The following is a 15,717-nucleotide window of genomic DNA, read 5'->3' on the forward strand; positions in this document are numbered from 1 at the left end:
GGGGAGATGGGGACCTGCGGCGAGGTGCCGCCGTCGTACTTTTTTGCGCGCGGAAGTACCGTCCGGGGCACTCGGGGGAGTACGGCGTACGACGGCGGCGCGTCAGTCAGGCGGTAAAGGCCAGGTCCTCGACCTGGACGGGGAACAGCAGGGGCTCGCCCCGGGAAACGCGGTGTGCTTCGGCCACTGCAGTGGCCGCCAGCCGTTCCAGCTCAGTGCCGAGGGAGCCGGCAAGGTGCGGGGTGAGCAGGACGTTGGGGTTGGTATAGAAGCCAGAGTCCGTGGGCAGGACCCATGGCGTGGTGACGTCCAGGACGGCAAAGACTTCGTGCCGCTCCAAGCGGGCCAGGAGGGCATCCTGGTCCACCAGTTCACCGCGGGCGGTGTTGATGAAGGTGGATCCGGTGCGCAGGCGGGCAATCAGGCCGGCGTTGATCATGTTCAGCGTGGCGGGAAGGGATGGGGCGTGCAATGACACGACGTCGCTGGTGTCCATCAGTTCCTCCAGGCCAACCGGCGTCACGCCGAGGGCCTGGGCATCGTCCGCGCTCAGGAACGGGTCTGCCACCACTACGTCCAGTTCGAACGGCTTGAGCAGGCGGATGACGTGCCGGCCGATCTTGGAGGCGCCGATGATTCCTACCCGTTTGCCGTAGTTGCCCATGTCCGGGAACAGGCCGTCCGGTTCCACGGAGGTTTTGGCGCGGTGCAGCGTCCGGGCGATCTGCAGGACCCTCTTGTTGGCCAGCAGGATCATGGCCAGCGCGTATTCCGCCACCGGGATGGCATTGGCGTCCGCTGCCGTGCTGACCTGGATACCGCGGACCCAGCACTCACCGTCCACGTGGTGTTTCACCGTGCCGCCGGCGTGCAGGATGTGCCGCAGCCGTGGGGCGGCATCAAGGACCGGGGCGTCCACGGTGGGGCAGTTCCAGCCGGTGATGAGGATGTCGGTTTCGGCGAGCAGCGCGAGGGAACGCGCGGAGGTGAAGTCCTCCATGGGTTCGGGACTCAGGAGCCGCAGCCCGCCGTTCAGGGATGCCAGGCGTCTGGTGGAAAAGATCCTGGGGGCGACGCCGGGACCCATGGCAAGGGCGACATTGAGGACTTCAGTGCTCATTTGACGGCTCCCGCGGTGAGTCCGGACTTCCAGAAGCGCTGCAGCAGGATGAATGCCAGCAGCAGCGGAATGATGGAGAGCAGCGACCCGGTGATCACCATGGGGACGAATTCAGGCTGGGGGACGGCGTAGCCCTGCCAGATGGAGATGCCCACGCTGACCGGCAGCAGTTGCTGGTCCTGGAGCATCACCAGGGGGAGCATGAAGTTGTTCCACACCCCAACAAACTGAAAGAGGGCGATGGTGATGTAGCCGGGCATCATCATGGGCAGGCCCAACGAGAAGAAGGAGCGGATGGGTCCGGCGCCGTCCACACGGGCTGCCTCCAACGTTTCCATCGGCACGTAGGAGGAGGCATAGACGCGGGCCAGGTAGACGCCGAAGGGGTTGCAGAGGACGGGGATGAGGATCGCCCAGATGGTGTTGGTCATTCCCACTACCGAGGCGAGCAGGTACATGGGCAGAACGGTGGCAGTGTTGGGGATCAGGACTCCCACCAGCACGAAGCCGAACAGTGAGTCCTTGCCGCGGAACTGGAACTTGTCGAAGGCATATCCGGCCATGACGGAGATGAGGCTGCCGACGACGGCGCCGAAGCCGGCGTAGAGGACGGAGTTGCCCATCCAGCGGAAGAACAGGCCTCCGTCCTGGGCTGCCACTGCTGCAATGTTTTCGAAGAGGGCAAAGTTCCCCAGGGCGTAGGCGCTGGTCCCGTAGAGATCCGCGGCGTTCTTGGTGGAGGCAAAGAGCAGCCACAGGACCGGGACCACCATGTAGAGGGAGCCCAGGACCAGCAGTCCGTTGACGGTGAGTTTGCTGCCGAAACTTCCCTGGCGCGCAGTGGTTGTCTCGCGCGGGGCGCGTATTTTGGCCATGGGCTTGGGCGCCTTGTTCGGGGCGGCGGGAAGAGTGTTGGTGCTCATGATTTGTTCATCCTGGAACTGAGTCGGGTAACAACCAGGGACAGGATTGCTGCCAGCCCGGCAATGATGATGGAGGCGGCCGCGGCCTGGTTGAGGTTGTGCCGGATGAAGGCCGCATCATACGCCCACAGGTTGGGCACCCAGGTACTGGTGATGGATGGGGTGGCCTTGGCGATAATGGAAGGCTCCGTGAAAAGCTGCAGCGTGCCGATGATGGTGAACAGCATGATCACGCTCAGCGCGGGGAGGATGAGCGGGAACTTGATGGCCAGTGCTGTCCGGATTTCGCCCGCACCATCCACCCGTGCTGCTTCGAGGATTTCCCTGGGGACAGCCTGCAGTGCGGTGAACAGGATGATGACGTTGTAGCCGGTCCATTCCCAGACGCCGATGTTGACGATTGCCGGCAGCACCATATGGGCATCGAGGAAGTTGATCTGCATGCCGCCGCCCTGGAGCACCTGCACCAGCGGGCTGATGCCGGGAGTGTAGAGGTAGGCCCAGATCAGGGCAGCGATGACGCCGGGCACCGCGTGCGGAAGGAAGACGAGCAGCTGGAACAGTTTGCGTGCCCGGGCCACCGTTGCGTCAAGGAGGAGGGCAAAGACCACCGCGCCGCCCACCATGGTGGGGATATAAATCAAGCAGTACAAGCCGAGCCGGGCAATGCCGCTGACGAACGATTCGGACTGCAGGACCTGCAGGTAGTTCTCAAAACCAACGAAGGCGGTCTTGGCTTCGCCGAAACCGAGGCCGGATTTCTGCTGGGCATAGAAGCTCAGCACAATCGAGTAGATGACGGGTGCCACCATTGCGATGGCGAAGACTGCGAAGAACGGGACCAGGAAGAGGGCTGCGGTTTTCCCGCCGGTTCCTGAGGCTGCACTGCCCTTGCGGAGCCGCGCGCTGGTGAAGGCCTGAGCGGCCATGATGATCTCCTAACTGCCTGGGCTGCCTCCGCAGAGGCAGCCCAGGGTGTACCTACTCTTTGACGGAAAGACCGTTCTGCTTGAGCCCGGCCACGGTTGCTGTCTGGGCCGTGTCTACTGCTTCCAGGACGGTGCCGCCGGTGCCGAGGTTGCCGAAGGCGTCCTTGAGGGCGGTATTCGTCAGATCCCAGCTCGGGCCCCACTGCCAGCCCGGGCTGACGGTGGTGTAAGCCTTGTCGAAGACGGCATAGATGTCGTTGCCGAAGTAGCTGGCGTCATAGGCTGCCTGCGCAACGGGAGTCAGGCCGGGGAAGGCGAGGAAGGCCGAGCCCGTGTTTCCGCGGGCTTTGATGGCTTCCTGGTTTGTGGTGAGGTATTCGATGAACTTGGCGGCGGCTGCCGGGTTTTTGCTGCTTTTGGTGACGTTGAAGCTGGATCCGCCGTAGAAGGCGCCGGCCGGTGTTCCCCAGTTCGGCATTTCGGCGGCGATCCACTGACCTTTCTGTCCGCTTGCTTCCGTCCGTTTCTGGATGCCCGTGGCGCTCCAGTTTGCGCCCACGACGCCAACAACAGTCCCGTTGGCCAGGTCCAGGCTCCACTCGTCGCTGTAGGCCTGCGTCACCTTGACGAGCTTGTTGTCAATGAGCTCCTGCCAGTAGCCGGCTACCTTTTTGGTGGCTTGGTCGTTCACGCCCACCTGCCAGCTGTCGTCCGAGGTGCCGAACCATTTTGCCCCCGCCTGCCAGGCGAGTCCGGCCGTGGCCGGTACTTGGTTGGGGTTGAAGCTTGCCAGGTAAGAGTCCGGTGCCACAGCTTTTAGTTTCCGGGCCGCCTCTTCGAATTCCTGCCAGGTTTTGGGTACCTCGACGCCGGCCTTGGCCAGCATGTCCTGGCGGTAGTACATGACCATGGGGGCCGCATCATAGGGCAGGCCGTAGGTCTTGTCGCCGAACTGGACCATGCTTCGGATCTCGCCGGCGAGCTTGTCCACGGTGGCGGACTTGTCGATCAGTCCGTCAAGCGGCTGGACCTGGCCGTTGCTGACGAATTGCGGCAGCTGCGGGTACTCGATGGTAGAGACGTCGGGGCCGTTCCCTGCGGTGATTGCCGTGGACAGCTTGGCGTAGCCGCCGTTGTCGGCATTGGGGACGGTCTCGAAATTGACGGTGATCTTGCTTTGGCCCGCGTTGAACGCTGCTGCCACTTTGTCCATGCCGGCCAGTGCCGACCAGAAGGTAATCGTGCCTGAGGGATCCTCGGCGGCTGCGGGGGCAGCGGACGGGGTGGGTCCCGTTCCGCAGGCGGCGAGCAGCAGAGCGCTGCTGGCCAGGCTGGCCGCCCCGATGAGCAGTTTGCGACGCTTCATTGTTCTCCCTTGAAATCCACGATGCGAAGGTGGAATGTGGCCGATGCCACATCATGTATTTCAATGAAACACGCAAAGTTGAACAAAGCCAACGAAGTGAACAGTAGTGAACACCTCCTGCTGGTCTATCACTGGTGGCCGGTGCCATCCCCCTCAGGTGCCGTGGACTCACGAACCACCAAGGTGGGTGACAGGATCACCCTTTGGAGCGCCAGGCCCGAAAGCCTGCGTGGGCCCAGGCGGTTGAGGCACATCTGGACGGCGTGGTACCCGACGTCGAACTTGGGCGGTGCCACCGCACTCATGGGGACGCTGCCGAAGGAAGCGATTTCATCGTCGTAGGCCACCAGCGCAAGATTCTCCGGAATGTGGAGTCCCCGCGCCTCGCACAAGTCGGCAAACATGAGTGCATCCTCGTCGTTGTGGACGATGGCGGCCGTCGCTCCGCCATCAACGAAGCTGCTGACGATGCTGTCCAGCTCGCGGCGAAGGCTCTCAGGGTCATTGGCCGCCAGGGTGATGCTGCGTTCAAGGGCGGCATCCTGCGTCACTCCGGCCGCCGACATGGCCCGGCGGTAGCCTTCGCTGACGGGCGCCGAGGTGGGGCTGCTTTCCCGTACACACAGTGCTATTTTCCTGTGCCCGAGGGACAGGAGGTGTTTAACGGCGATCTCCGCTCCCAGGACATGGTCGCTGCGCACCGATTCCAGCCGGCCGGCATCCATAGCCCCATCGATTGAACGCTCGACGACGATCACGGGCACCTCTGCCGAATCCAACAGTTCCAGGGTGGCTGTTTCGGCCAGCGTTTCGCCGCTGGGCGTCACCAGCAACCCGTCAACCCCACTTTTCAGCAACCGTTGAATCTGGCGCTGCTCTTCGGCGGCAGAGTAGTTGGAGACCCCAAGGACAAGCCTCACGCCCAGCTCCCGGGCCGCGGTTTCGGCACCCCTGATAATTCCGGGGAAGTAGTACCTGGCCGTAGGCACGATCATGCCGATGGTAGCGAGCGGACGCTGCCTCGCGGGGGAGCCGGCACTTCCGCCGGTGGAAGCGGCGTGGCCCGGTTCTTTGCTGACATGTTTCACGGCTCCGTGGGCTTGCTTTCCGGCGCCCCGTGGGGAGCCCGTTCCGGCTACTGCCCCGCCGTGCACACGCTGAAGCAGGCCCTTTTCATCGAGCACGGCAAGATCGCGACGCACCGTCATCCCCGAGATTCCCAGCCGCCGCGCAAACTCGGCCGCATTTAACGATCCGCGCAGCGCCAGCTCCCGAAGGATCTGATTCTGCCTGTCCTCAGTCAACACAGCGCGCCTTCCGGTCGTGTTTATTTTTGTGCAGGTTGTTCATAATGAACTACATACGACATAACGTGGGGAGTCAAGAATCCGCACCGAACTGCCCACTGGAAGGCAATTTGCCAGCGGCCAAAGGGACTTACCAGGGAGCGAAGGTGCCAGCCATGCCGGATGCGGAGTTCACCACAGGCCTTTGTTCCGTGACTCTTCGGGGACTTTCCATTGAGGGCGTGCTGGAGAGCGCCTCCGCAGCCGGGGTAGCTGGCATCGAATGGGGTGCGGACGTTCATGTTCATAACGTTGACTCCGCGGCGCGTGCGCGGACCGGGACCGCAGCCGCTGGCCTCGAGGTTCTTTCCCTGGGGTCGTATTACCGTGCCGGGTCGTTCGGCGATTTTAGGAGCGTCATGGCCATCGCCACTGAACTTGGTGCACCGAGGATCCGGATATGGGCGGGCGGCGAGGCTTCGGGAGAGGCCACACCGAGCCAGTGGGACGCAGCGGTGGAGGATACACGGCGTATCGCCGGCCTGGCCCAAGCCGGGGGAATACGGCTCGCGTTCGAATATCACGGGGGCACACTGACTGACTCGCCGGAGACGACGCTTGAACTCCTCCGCCAGGTGGACCGGAGCAACGTCGGCACCTATTGGCAGCCGGCCGTGGGACTGGACGACGGGCAAGCCCTCGAGTCCTTGCGCTGTTTGATGGAGCACGTTGTGGGCGTTCACTGCTTTTCATGGTGGCCGAGCATCGAACGGTTGCCGCTGAGAGCCCGGAGGCAGTTGTGGACGGACGTTTCGAGCATGCTGGGGACCAGCGGGAAGGACATGGACGTCATGCTTGAATTCGTCGTCGGCGACCTCCGTGAGAACGTCATCACCGACGCCCGGTTCCTCAAGCACGTGTTTGTGGAACAGTGAAGGCCTGGGGCAACCAGGCTCACTGAAACCGCGCAAGGCCCCCTTGGCACACAGCGCTCGACGGCGGCGCGCACTTGGGTACGCGGCCGCCGTCGGCCTTTTGCGTCGAGCACCATCAAACGCCCCATCACCTTTGGCATCCAAATCCGAAACGCCCCATCACCTTTCGCAGGAAAAACCGGAACCCCTCGCAACCAAGTGCGAAAGGATCCCGGCTTTCCTTACAGGAGGTGATGGGGCGTTGGTAGAAACCCTGCGGGAGGTGATGGGGCGTCTGTGGAAACCGGGCAGGATGTGATGGGGCGTCGGGGTTAGCGGAGGACCACGGTGCGGTTGCCCTGCAGGATCACCCGGCCCTCGCAGTGCCACCGCACGGCGTTGGACAGGGCCTTGCATTCGGTGTCGCGGCCGGCGGCCACCAGGTCCTCGGGCCCGTAGGTGTGGTCCACTTCAACCGTCTGCTGGGAGATGATCGGTCCCTCATCCAGTTCGCTGTTCACGTAGTGTGCCGTTGCCCCAACGGTCTTCACGCCTCGCGCGTACGCCTGGTGGTACGGCTTGGCACCCTTGAAGCTGGGCAGGAACGAGTGGTGGATGTTGATTGCCTTCCCATCCAGCTTCCGGGTGAGGTTGTCGCTAAGCACCTGCATGTACCTGGCCAGCACCACGAGCTCCACATCGAACTCGTCCACCAGCTCCAGCAAGCGTCCTTCGGCGGCAGGCTTGGTGGAGGCCGTGACCGGAACGTGGAAGAACGGGATCCCGTGCCATTCCACGAGAGCCTGGTGGTCAGTGTGGTTGGACACCACGGCCACCACGTCAACCGGCAGCTCGCCGATCCGTGCCCGGAAGAGCAGGTCGTTGAGGCAGTGCCCGAACTTGGACACCATGATCAGCACCCGCCGCTTTGAGCCGTGCCGCTCCAGCCTCCAGCGCATCCCGAACCGCTCGGCGACAGGACCAAAAGCGGTCCGCAGCGCGTCCGCGGTGGAGGCATCGCCGTCGGACGCAAAATGCACCCGCATAAAGAAATGCCCCTCGGAGCGCTCGCCGAACTGCTGGTTGTCGATGATGTCGCAGCCGTGCTCCAGCAGGAACCCGGACACGGCGTGGACGATACCCGGGGACTCGCTGCAGTCCAGGGTCAGGACGTGCTCCACCGTGGTGGGGGCAGCGGCAGGGACGGTTTCAGTCTCAATTGCAGTCATGGCTCAGCACTCGATTACGTTGACGGCAAGGCCTCCGCGGGAGGTTTCCTTGTACTTGGTTTTCATGTCGGCTCCTGTTTCGCGCATCGTTTTGATGGCTTTGTCGAGGGACACCTTGTGGCTGCCGTCGCCGTGCAGGGCAAGGCGGGCGGCGTTGATGGCCTTCACGCTGGCGATGGCGTTGCGCTCGATGCAGGGGATCTGCACCAGCCCGCCCACCGGATCGCACGTCAGGCCCAGGTTGTGTTCAATCCCCACCTCGGCGGCGTTTTCCACCTGTGCGGGCGTCCCGCCCAGCACCTCGCAGAGCCCGGCGGCGGCCATGGAACAGGCGGAGCCCACTTCACCCTGGCAGCCCACCTCGGCACCGGAGATGGAGGCGTTGATCTTGAACAGGATTCCGACGGCGGCCGCGGCCAGCAGGAAGCGGACCACACCGTCGTCGTTGGCGCCGGGGACGAACTTCACGTAGTAGTGCAGCACCGCGGGGACGATGCCCGCCGCGCCGTTGGTGGGCGCGGTGACGATCCGCCCGCCGGCGGCGTTCTCCTCGTTCACGGCCAGCGCGAACAGGTTCACCCATTCCATGGCCCGCAGCGGGTCCGTGTCCCCGGTGTCCGCGGTCAGAGTTTGGAATAACGACGGCGCGCGGCGGCGGACGTTGAGCCCGCCCGGAAGGATTCCTTCCGCGGCACAGCCGTTGTCCACGCATTCGCGCATGACCGCCCACAGCCCCAGCAGCTTTTCCCGGAGTTCCGCTTCGGTCCGCCACACCAGCTCGTTGGCCAGCATCACGTCCGAGATGGACATGCCCTCGCGCTGGCAGATCTCCAACAATTCGTCCGCGGTGCTGAACGGGTAGGGGAGGACGGTGGAGTCCGCCACGATCCGGCCGCCGGCGTCGGCATCACCGTCTACTACGAAGCCGCCCCCAATCGAATAGAAGCTCCGCTCGCTGAGCACGGCGCCGGAGTGGTCCAGCGCCCGAAAGGTCATACCGTTCGGGTGGGCCGGGAGGGACTTGCGCCGGTGCAGCACCACGTCCTCATCCCAGTTGAAGTCCACCCGGTGGTCGCCGCCGATCCACAGTTCGGCGTCCAGCGCGGCGGCCGCCACCTGGTCATCGGCCGTGGTGGTGTCCACGGTTTCGGGGTCCAGGCCCTTGAAGCCCAGGACCACGGCCTTGTCCGAGCCGTGGCCCCGCCCGGTGGCACCGAGGGAACCGAACAGTTCGGCCTGGACCCGCGTGGTATAGCTCAGGTGTCCTTCGCCTTTGAGTCCGTCGGCGAACAGCTTCGCTGCCCGCATCGGGCCCACCGTGTGTGACGACGAGGGCCCGATGCCAACGGAGAACAGGTCCAGGACGCTGAGCGCCATTTAGGGGACCTCGGGGGAGGCGTACTCCCGCATTGCGTCCAGGAGCCAGCGGCCCAGGAAATCGGCGAACGAGGCGCGGGGGAAGATCCGGAAGGACTCCTCGCCGGTCTTCCACAGCACCACCGGGATGTTGCCGATTTCGGTGGACAGCGCCGTGCCGGCCGACAGGACGCGGGGGTGCAGGTCCAGGGAGCAGCCCTTTTCCAGGACTGCCCGGGCCCGCGGTCCGGTGAGCTCGAAGGTGGTGCGGTTGGCGGAGAGATCCACCACCTGGCCTGCGCCGTCGGCCAGGGCTTCGCGCAGTGCCTGGATCAGGTCGCCACCGAGCGACTCGTGGGCTTCCGTCGGTGCCACCACCAGGAATTCTTCGGGTCCGAGCCACAGGACGGAGGTATCGCCCGTGCCGCTGACGCCGCCGGACGCTGCGGGCAGGCCGCCGGTGACGGCGGCGATGCGCTGTCCGGCGTCGCTGTTCCGGTCAACCCGGAGGCCCACCATGGTGAGGAAGGAGACTTCGCGCAGTTCCACCACGCCCTTGACGGAGCCGGCTTCAAAAGCTCCGCCGAGCGGGGCGGCCGGGCTGACGCGCAGGGAGAGGTTCTTCTGGGCGGAGTTTGCGGGTGCTGCTGTTTCAGCCATCTTTGCGGGCTCCTTCGGGGTCAAAAAGTACGGTTTCTGCGACAACAACGTCCACCAACTGGTCGCCGGCGGCTGCCACGAGGGTTTCGCCGATCCGGTTGCGGCCGTTCTTGATCAGGGCCAGGCCGAATGACCTGCCCAGTGCTGCGCTGTGGTAGCTGGAGGTGACGAAGCCTTCCATCGGGACCGGCCCGTAGGCGGGGTTGGTGGAACGGCCCTTCTCCACGAGCTGGGTGCCTTCCGGCAAGCGCAGCGTCCCGTCCACGGGGAGCACACTCACCAGGTGCTTGCGGTCCTCACGCTGTCCATCAACCCGGGCGTAAGACCGCTTGCCGATGAAGTCCTTCGCCTTGGAAACGATCCATTCCATCCCCGCATCCTGCGGGGTGACGGTGCCGTCGGTGTCCTGGCCAACGATCGGGTAGCCCTTTTCGGCGCGGAGCACGTGCATGGTTTCCGTGCCGTAGGGGGTGATGTTGAATTCGGCACCGGCTGCTGCCACGGCTTCCCACGTGTTGAGCCCGTACCAGGACGGCACGTTGATCTCGTAGGCGAGTTCACCGGAGAAGGAGATGCGGCAGACCCGAGCGCGGACGCCGGAGGCGAGGGTGGTTTCGCGGAAGGTCATGAACGGGAAGGCTTCGGCGTCCAGCCCGCCGTTCGCGGCCAGTTCCGGCGCCACCTTGGCCAGGACCTCACGGGACTTGGGCCCGACGACGGCGATGGTGCTCCACTGCTCCGTCACCGAGGTGCAGTGCACATCCAGCTCCGGCCACTCGGTCTGCAGCCATTCCTCCAGCCAGTCCAGCACCTTGGCGGCGCCGCCGGTGGTGGTGGTCATGAAGTAGGTCTCCTCGTCGAGGCGCAGGGTCACGCCGTCGTCGAAGATCATGCCGTCGGGGGTGCACATCACGCCGTAGCGGGCGGAGCCCGGGGCGAGCTTCTTGAACGCGTTGGTGTAGACCCGGTTCAGGAACTCGCCGGCGTCCTTGCCCCGGATTTCGATCTTGCCCAGGGTGGTGGCGTCCATAAAGCCTACGGATTCGCGGACGGCGGCGCATTCGCGGAGCACTGCGGCGTCCATGTCCTCGCCGGCCTGCGGGTAGTACCAGGGCCGCTTCCACTGTCCCACGTCCTCGAACAGGGCGCCCTTCGCGACGTGCCACGGGTGGATGGAGGTGACGCGGGCGGGGTCGAACAGCTCGCCGCGCTGGCGTCCAGCCAGTGCCGCGAACGCCACCGGGGTGAAGGGTGCCCGGTAGGTGGTGGTGCCGATGTCGCCGATGCCGCGGGAGGCCTCGCCGGCGGTGCGCAGTGCGGCGGCGATGACGCCGATCGCGTTGACGCCGGAGGTCTTGCCTTGGTCGTTGGCGGTGGAGATGGAGGTGTACCGCTTGATGTGCTCCACGGACCGCATGCCGGCGCCGGTGGAACGCAGCACGTCAGCCACGGATTGGTCTCGCTGGAAGTCCACGAAGTGGTGGTGCCAGTCGTCCGGAGTGCCCTGCTCGCCCGGCACCAGCCACAGCTGGCGGGTGGGGGCTGACGCCTTCGGCTCACCGAGCGGGGAAGGTTCGACGGCGGTGCTGAAGCCGGCAGCGCGTGCCGCAACGATGCCGGCGGAGATTCCCTCGGCCAGGCAGTTTGCGGTCTCGAAGGAGCCGCGGCCCGAGCCGATGGTCTGCTGGTTGGGGACCAGGGTGCTGGGCACAAACGCGGCCAGGTCTTCGTCCCAGCGCAGCTTGCCCTGCCGCTGTGAGTGCAGGTGCACCAGCGGGCTCCAGCCGCCGGAGACAGCCAGCAGGTCGCAGGCGATCTTTTCGATGCCCGAGGTGAGTTCGCCGTCGTCGTTAATGCTGCGGACGGTGACGCCGTCCAGGCGGCCTTCGCTATCACCGGAGGTGTTGGCCACCGCGCTGCCGATCAGCACGCGGGTGCCGGCTTCGACGGCGGCTGCTGCCACGTCGGTGAGCTGCGGACGGGCGTCCACCACGGCGGCGATCTTGACGCCGGCGGCGCGCAGGTCCGCGGCCAGGGCGTAGGCGCTGTCATTGGTGGTGCTGATGACCACGCGCTGCCCGGCTGCCACCGCGAAGCGGTTCAGGTAGCTGCGGACGGCGGAGGCCAGCATGATGCCGGGGCGGTCGTTGTTCTCGAAGACCAGCGGGCGTTCGTGGGCACCGGGGGCCAGGACCACCTGGTTGGCACGGATGTGCCAAATACGCTGGCGGGAAACCCCGGAAGCGGCGGGGGAGGACAGGTGGTCGGTCCGGTTCTGGACAGCGATGACGTAGTTGGCGTCGTAGGCGCCGAAGGCCGTGGTGCGGTTCAGGACAGTGGATTCGGAGCCGGAGACGAGCTCGGCCTCGACGTCAGCCACCCATTCCAGAGCCGGCTTGCCTTCGATGGTTTCTGCCAGCTCGGGTGCGGTGGAGCCGGAGAGGAGGGATCCGCCCAGTTCGGGCTGGTCGTCCAGCAGCATCACACGGGCGCCGCTGCGGACGGCCTCGCGGGCTGCGGCCAGGCCGGCGGGGCCGCCGCCGATCACCAGGACGTCGGTGTGGACGTACTTCTTGTCGTACTCGGCGCGGTCATCGGCCGGATCCAGCTTGCCCAGGCCGTTGAGGTATTCCGCCTTGAGGCCGTCCACCAGGGTGACGGTGGTGGCGGGAAGCATGGATTCAGCCACGTGGCCGGGGAAGCGGGGTTCGACCCGGACCAGCGCGTTGGCTTCCTCCACACCGGCGGACATGATGCCCCGGGGGCGGTCCTCGTACAGCGAGTTGCCGGCGGCGACGCGGCCGTTGGCCAGCAGGGCGGAAGCGAGGGTGTCACCGGGGTGGCCGGTGAATTCTTCGCCGTCCACCGTGAAGCGCCAGGAGATGGTGCGGTCGATGCGTCCGCCGGCGGCGAGGCGGGCGTTCTGGGAAGTCACTTGGTTGCTCCTTCCGGGGCGGTGGTGCTGGAAGTTGGGGAAGTGCTCGTGGCAGCGATGCTGGGTGCCGCGCTTCCGGTGGTGGTGCTGTCAGCGGCGGTGCTGGCAGTGCCGGTTTCGGCGGTCACTTTTCCGGCGGCGTCCGGCCGGGGCGAGCCCATCGGGTAGATCGCCTGGATCTCGTAGGTGACGGTGTCGCGGAGCATGTTGAACCACTGGCGGCAGCCGGTGCTGTGCAGCCAACGCTCGGCGAAGGCGCCCTTGGTGTTGTCCCGGTAGAACAGGTACTCGGCCCATTCGCGGTCGGTCAGCTCGTTCGGGCTTTCCGGGTAGGCCACGTGGGCCTGGCCGCCGTAGTGGAACTCGGTCTCGTCGCGCGAGCCGCAGTTGGGGCAGGAGATGAGCAGCATGTGCGTCTTCTTTCTAAAGTGCGTCTGGCAGCTAGTGGGCGACGGCGGCAGCGCCGTGTTCGTCGATCAGCGCACCGGTCTCGAAGCGCTCCAGCGCGAACGGCTTGTTCAGCCGGTGCGGTTCGCCGGTGGCGATGTTGTGGGCGAAGGTCATGCCCGCAGCGGGGGTGGCCTTGAAGCCGCCGGTGCCCCAGCCGCAGTTCACGAACATGTTCTCCACCGGCGTGTTGCCCACGATCGGAGAGGCGTCCAGGGTGGTGTCCACGATGCCGCCCCAGGTCCGGAGCACGTGGGCCCGGGCGAAGATGGGGAACAGCTCGACGGCGGCAGCCATCTGGTGCTCGATCACGTGGAAGGATCCGCGCTGGCCGTAGCCGTTGTAGGAGTCGACGCCGGCGCCCATCACCAGTTCGCCCTTGTGCGCCTGGGAGACGTAGACGTGCACGTGATTGGACATGACCACCGTGGGGTGGACCGGTTCGTGCAGTTCGGATACCAGCGCCTGCAGCGGGTGCGACTGGATCGGAAGCCGGAAGCCTGCCATTTCGGCCAGCACCGAGCTGTGGCCGGCAGCGGCGAGGCCCACCTTCTCGGTGTTGATGGTGCCGCGGTTGGTCTTGACGCCCACCACGCGGTTGCCGTCCTTGACGAAACCGGTGACTTCGCAGTTCTGGATGATGTCCACACCCAGTTCGTCACACTTGCGGGCGAAGGCCCACGCCACGTGGTCGTGCTTGGCGATGCCGGCACGGGGCTGGTAGGTGGCACCCATGACGGGGTAGCGGATGTTGTCGTTGATGTTCAGGATGGGGCAGAGTTCCTTGACCTGCTGCGGGTCAAGCCATTCGGCGTCCACGCCGTTGAGCTTGTTGGCGCCTACGCGCCGCATGCTTTCACGGACGTCTCCCAGGGTGTGGGCGAGGTTCATCACGCCGCGCTGGCTGAAGAGGAAGTCGTATTCGAGTTCCTCGGGCAGGATTTCCCAGAGCTTGAGGGCGTGCTCGTAGATGGCCGCGCTCTCGTCCCAGAGGTAGTTGGAGCGGATGATGGTGGTGTTCCGGGCCATGTTGCCGCCGGCCAGCCAGCCCTTTTCCAGGACGGCGATGTTGGTCATGCCGTGGTTCTTCGCCAGGAAGTAGGCGGTGGCCAGGCCGTGCCCGCCGCCGCCCACAATCACGGCGTCGTAGGAGGACTTGGGCTCAGGGTTGCGCCAGAGGAAGTCCGGGTGCTCGGGGAGGTGGTCTGCGCTCACTTGGTGGCTCCAATCAGGTCTGCTTCGAAGGCGGCAACGTCGGCGCCTTCGTTGAGGTGGGGGTAAAGGGGGAACTGTTCGGCAAGGGCCGTGACGCGGGCGCGGAGTTCGACGACGGTGGCGTCACCAATGGTGCCGTTGCCTGCAGCGGCGATGAGCGCCGTCGCGATGATCTCCGCAACCTCGGCAAACTCGGTGGCGCCGAAGCCGCGGGTGGCAAGTGCCGGGGTGCCGATCCGGAGGCCGGAGGAGACCATCGGCGGGCGGGGGTCAAAGGGCACGGCGTTGCGGTTCACGGTGATGCCGATGCGGTGCAGGGCGTCTTCGGCCTGCTGTCCGTCCAGCTCGGAGTTGCGGAGGTCCACGAGGACCAGGTGGACGTCGGTGCCGCCGTTGACTACGGAGATTCCTGCTGCGGCAACGTCGTCGCGGAGGAGCCGTTCGGCGAGAAGCTTGGATCCCTGCAGGACGCGCTCCTGGCGCTCCTTGAATTCGGGGGAAGCCGCGAGCTTGAAGGCCACGGCCTTGGCGGCGATCACGTGCTCCAGCGGACCGCCCTGCTGGCCGGGGAACACGGCGCTGTTGATCTTCTTGCCGTACTGCTCCTTGGCAAGGATCACGCCACCGCGGGGGCCGCCCAGGGTTTTGTGCGTGGTGGTGGTGACAACGTCTGCGTACGGCACCGGGTTCGGGTGCAGGCCGGCCGCAACCAGGCCGGCGAAGTGCGCCATGTCCACCATGAGGTAGGCGCCAACGAGGTCGGCAATGCGGCGGAACTCGGCGAAGTCCAGCTGGCGGGAGTAGGCGGACCAGCCGGCAACGATCAGCTTGGGACGGTGCTCCAGGGCCAGCGCCTCCACCTCGGCCATATCGATGCGGAGGTCGGATTCGCTCACGTGGTACGGGACCACGTTGTAGAGCTTGCCGGAGAAGTTGATTTTCATGCCGTGCGTCAGGTGGCCGCCATGGGCCAGGCTCAGGCCCATGATGGTGTCGCCCGGGTTCAGCAGGGCGAACATGGCGGCAGCGTTGGCCTGGGCGCCGGAGTGCGGCTGGACGTTGGCGAATTCTGCACCGAACAGGGCCTTGACCCGGTCGATGGCCAGCTGCTCAACCACATCCACGTGCTCGCAGCCGCCGTAGTAACGCTTGCCCGGGTAGCCCTCGGCGTACTTGTTGGTAAGGACCGAACCCTGAGCCTCCATCACGGCGGACGGGGCGAAATTCTCCGAGGCGATCATTTCCAGCGTGGACTGCTGGCGCACCAGCTCCTGCGCAATGGCCTGCTGGACTTCGGGATCGACTGCGGAAAGTCGCTCGTTCAACTGCTCAACCAC

The 15,717-nt window shown here is 65.5% G+C and carries 13 protein-coding genes; 1 reads left to right on the top strand and 12 read right to left on the bottom strand.

Annotated features, from left to right (window positions below):
• Positions 1–106: 106 nt before the first annotated feature.
• From BMX78_RS10485 to BMX78_RS10505, 5 genes are all read right to left on the bottom strand, one after another.
• Positions 107–1,120 carry a hydroxyacid dehydrogenase gene (locus BMX78_RS10485; protein ID WP_091419203.1) on the bottom strand — a complete coding sequence of 338 codons (1,014 nt, stop codon included), beginning with the start codon at positions 1,118–1,120 and terminating at the stop codon, positions 107–109.
• Positions 1,117–2,043 carry a carbohydrate ABC transporter permease gene (locus BMX78_RS10490; protein ID WP_091419204.1) on the bottom strand — a complete coding sequence of 309 codons (927 nt, stop codon included), beginning with the start codon at positions 2,041–2,043 and terminating at the stop codon, positions 1,117–1,119. Before BMX78_RS10490 ends, BMX78_RS10485 begins: the two co-directional genes overlap by 4 nt.
• Positions 2,040–2,972, bottom strand: coding sequence for a carbohydrate ABC transporter permease (locus tag BMX78_RS10495; protein WP_091419206.1), 933 nt, complete (start codon positions 2,970–2,972; stop codon positions 2,040–2,042). Before BMX78_RS10495 ends, BMX78_RS10490 begins: the two co-directional genes overlap by 4 nt.
• Positions 2,973–3,024: 52 nt before the next feature.
• Positions 3,025–4,338: an ABC transporter substrate-binding protein gene (locus tag BMX78_RS10500; protein WP_091419208.1), complete on the bottom strand. Its 1,314-nt coding sequence runs from the start codon at positions 4,336–4,338 to the stop codon at positions 3,025–3,027.
• Positions 4,339–4,466: 128 nt separating this feature from the next.
• Positions 4,467–5,645 carry a substrate-binding domain-containing protein gene (locus BMX78_RS10505; RefSeq protein WP_091419209.1) on the bottom strand — a complete coding sequence of 393 codons (1,179 nt, stop codon included), beginning with the start codon at positions 5,643–5,645 and terminating at the stop codon, positions 4,467–4,469.
• Positions 5,646–5,800: 155 nt separating this feature from the next.
• On the opposite strand from BMX78_RS10505, the gene BMX78_RS10510 reads away from it, so the two are divergent.
• Complete coding sequence (locus BMX78_RS10510; protein WP_091419211.1) at positions 5,801–6,559, top strand: sugar phosphate isomerase/epimerase family protein; 759 nt, start codon at positions 5,801–5,803, stop codon at positions 6,557–6,559.
• Positions 6,560–6,870: 311 nt separating this feature from the next.
• On the opposite strand, the gene purU is transcribed toward BMX78_RS10510, so the two are convergent.
• The 7 genes from purU to glyA are packed head-to-tail and all read right to left on the bottom strand — an operon-like array spanning position 6,871 to position 15,717.
• Positions 6,871–7,767: a formyltetrahydrofolate deformylase gene (purU, locus tag BMX78_RS10515; protein WP_091419213.1), complete on the bottom strand. Its 897-nt coding sequence runs from the start codon at positions 7,765–7,767 to the stop codon at positions 6,871–6,873.
• Positions 7,768–7,770: 3 nt separating this feature from the next.
• Positions 7,771–9,144, bottom strand: coding sequence for an L-serine ammonia-lyase (locus BMX78_RS10520; protein ID WP_091419214.1), 1,374 nt, complete (start codon positions 9,142–9,144; stop codon positions 7,771–7,773).
• Positions 9,145–9,783 (bottom strand): sarcosine oxidase subunit gamma, encoded by a 639-nt coding sequence (locus BMX78_RS10525; RefSeq protein WP_091419216.1) that lies wholly within the window; start codon positions 9,781–9,783, stop codon positions 9,145–9,147.
• Complete coding sequence (locus tag BMX78_RS10530; RefSeq protein ID WP_091419217.1) at positions 9,776–12,718, bottom strand: sarcosine oxidase subunit alpha family protein; 2,943 nt, start codon at positions 12,716–12,718, stop codon at positions 9,776–9,778. Before BMX78_RS10530 ends, BMX78_RS10525 begins: the two co-directional genes overlap by 8 nt.
• Positions 12,715–13,128: a sarcosine oxidase subunit delta gene (locus tag BMX78_RS10535; protein WP_091419219.1), complete on the bottom strand. Its 414-nt coding sequence runs from the start codon at positions 13,126–13,128 to the stop codon at positions 12,715–12,717. Before BMX78_RS10535 ends, BMX78_RS10530 begins: the two co-directional genes overlap by 4 nt.
• 31 nt (positions 13,129–13,159) lie before the next feature.
• Positions 13,160–14,380 (bottom strand): sarcosine oxidase subunit beta family protein, encoded by a 1,221-nt coding sequence (locus BMX78_RS10540; RefSeq protein ID WP_091419220.1) that lies wholly within the window; start codon positions 14,378–14,380, stop codon positions 13,160–13,162.
• Entirely contained in the window at positions 14,377–15,717 is a 1,341-nt protein-coding gene (gene glyA / locus BMX78_RS10545) for a serine hydroxymethyltransferase (protein ID WP_091419222.1), read from the bottom strand. Before glyA ends, BMX78_RS10540 begins: the two co-directional genes overlap by 4 nt.

It is taken from the genome of Arthrobacter sp. OV608, assembly GCA_900110595.1.
In the GTDB taxonomy this organism is placed as follows: Bacteria; Actinomycetota; Actinomycetes; order Actinomycetales; family Micrococcaceae; genus Arthrobacter.

Excerpts from the sequence above, each read along its gene's own strand:
- BMX78_RS10495 (WP_091419206.1), bottom strand. The coding sequence starts at position 2,972 with ATGGCCGCTCAGGCCTTCACCAGCGCGCGGCTCCGCAAGGGCAGTGCA.
- BMX78_RS10485 (WP_091419203.1), bottom strand. The coding sequence starts at position 1,120 with ATGAGCACTGAAGTCCTCAATGTCGCCCTTGCCATGGGTCCCGGCGTC.
- BMX78_RS10510 (WP_091419211.1), top strand. The coding sequence starts at position 5,801 with ATGCCGGATGCGGAGTTCACCACAGGCCTTTGTTCCGTGACTCTTCGG.
- BMX78_RS10525 (WP_091419216.1), bottom strand. The coding sequence starts at position 9,783 with ATGGCTGAAACAGCAGCACCCGCAAACTCCGCCCAGAAGAACCTCTCC.
- BMX78_RS10535 (WP_091419219.1), bottom strand. The coding sequence starts at position 13,128 with ATGCTGCTCATCTCCTGCCCCAACTGCGGCTCGCGCGACGAGACCGAG.
- purU (WP_091419213.1), bottom strand. The coding sequence starts at position 7,767 with ATGACTGCAATTGAGACTGAAACCGTCCCTGCCGCTGCCCCCACCACG.
- BMX78_RS10520 (WP_091419214.1), bottom strand. The coding sequence starts at position 9,144 with ATGGCGCTCAGCGTCCTGGACCTGTTCTCCGTTGGCATCGGGCCCTCG.
- BMX78_RS10500 (WP_091419208.1), bottom strand. The coding sequence starts at position 4,338 with ATGAAGCGTCGCAAACTGCTCATCGGGGCGGCCAGCCTGGCCAGCAGC.
- BMX78_RS10490 (WP_091419204.1), bottom strand. The coding sequence starts at position 2,043 with ATGAGCACCAACACTCTTCCCGCCGCCCCGAACAAGGCGCCCAAGCCC.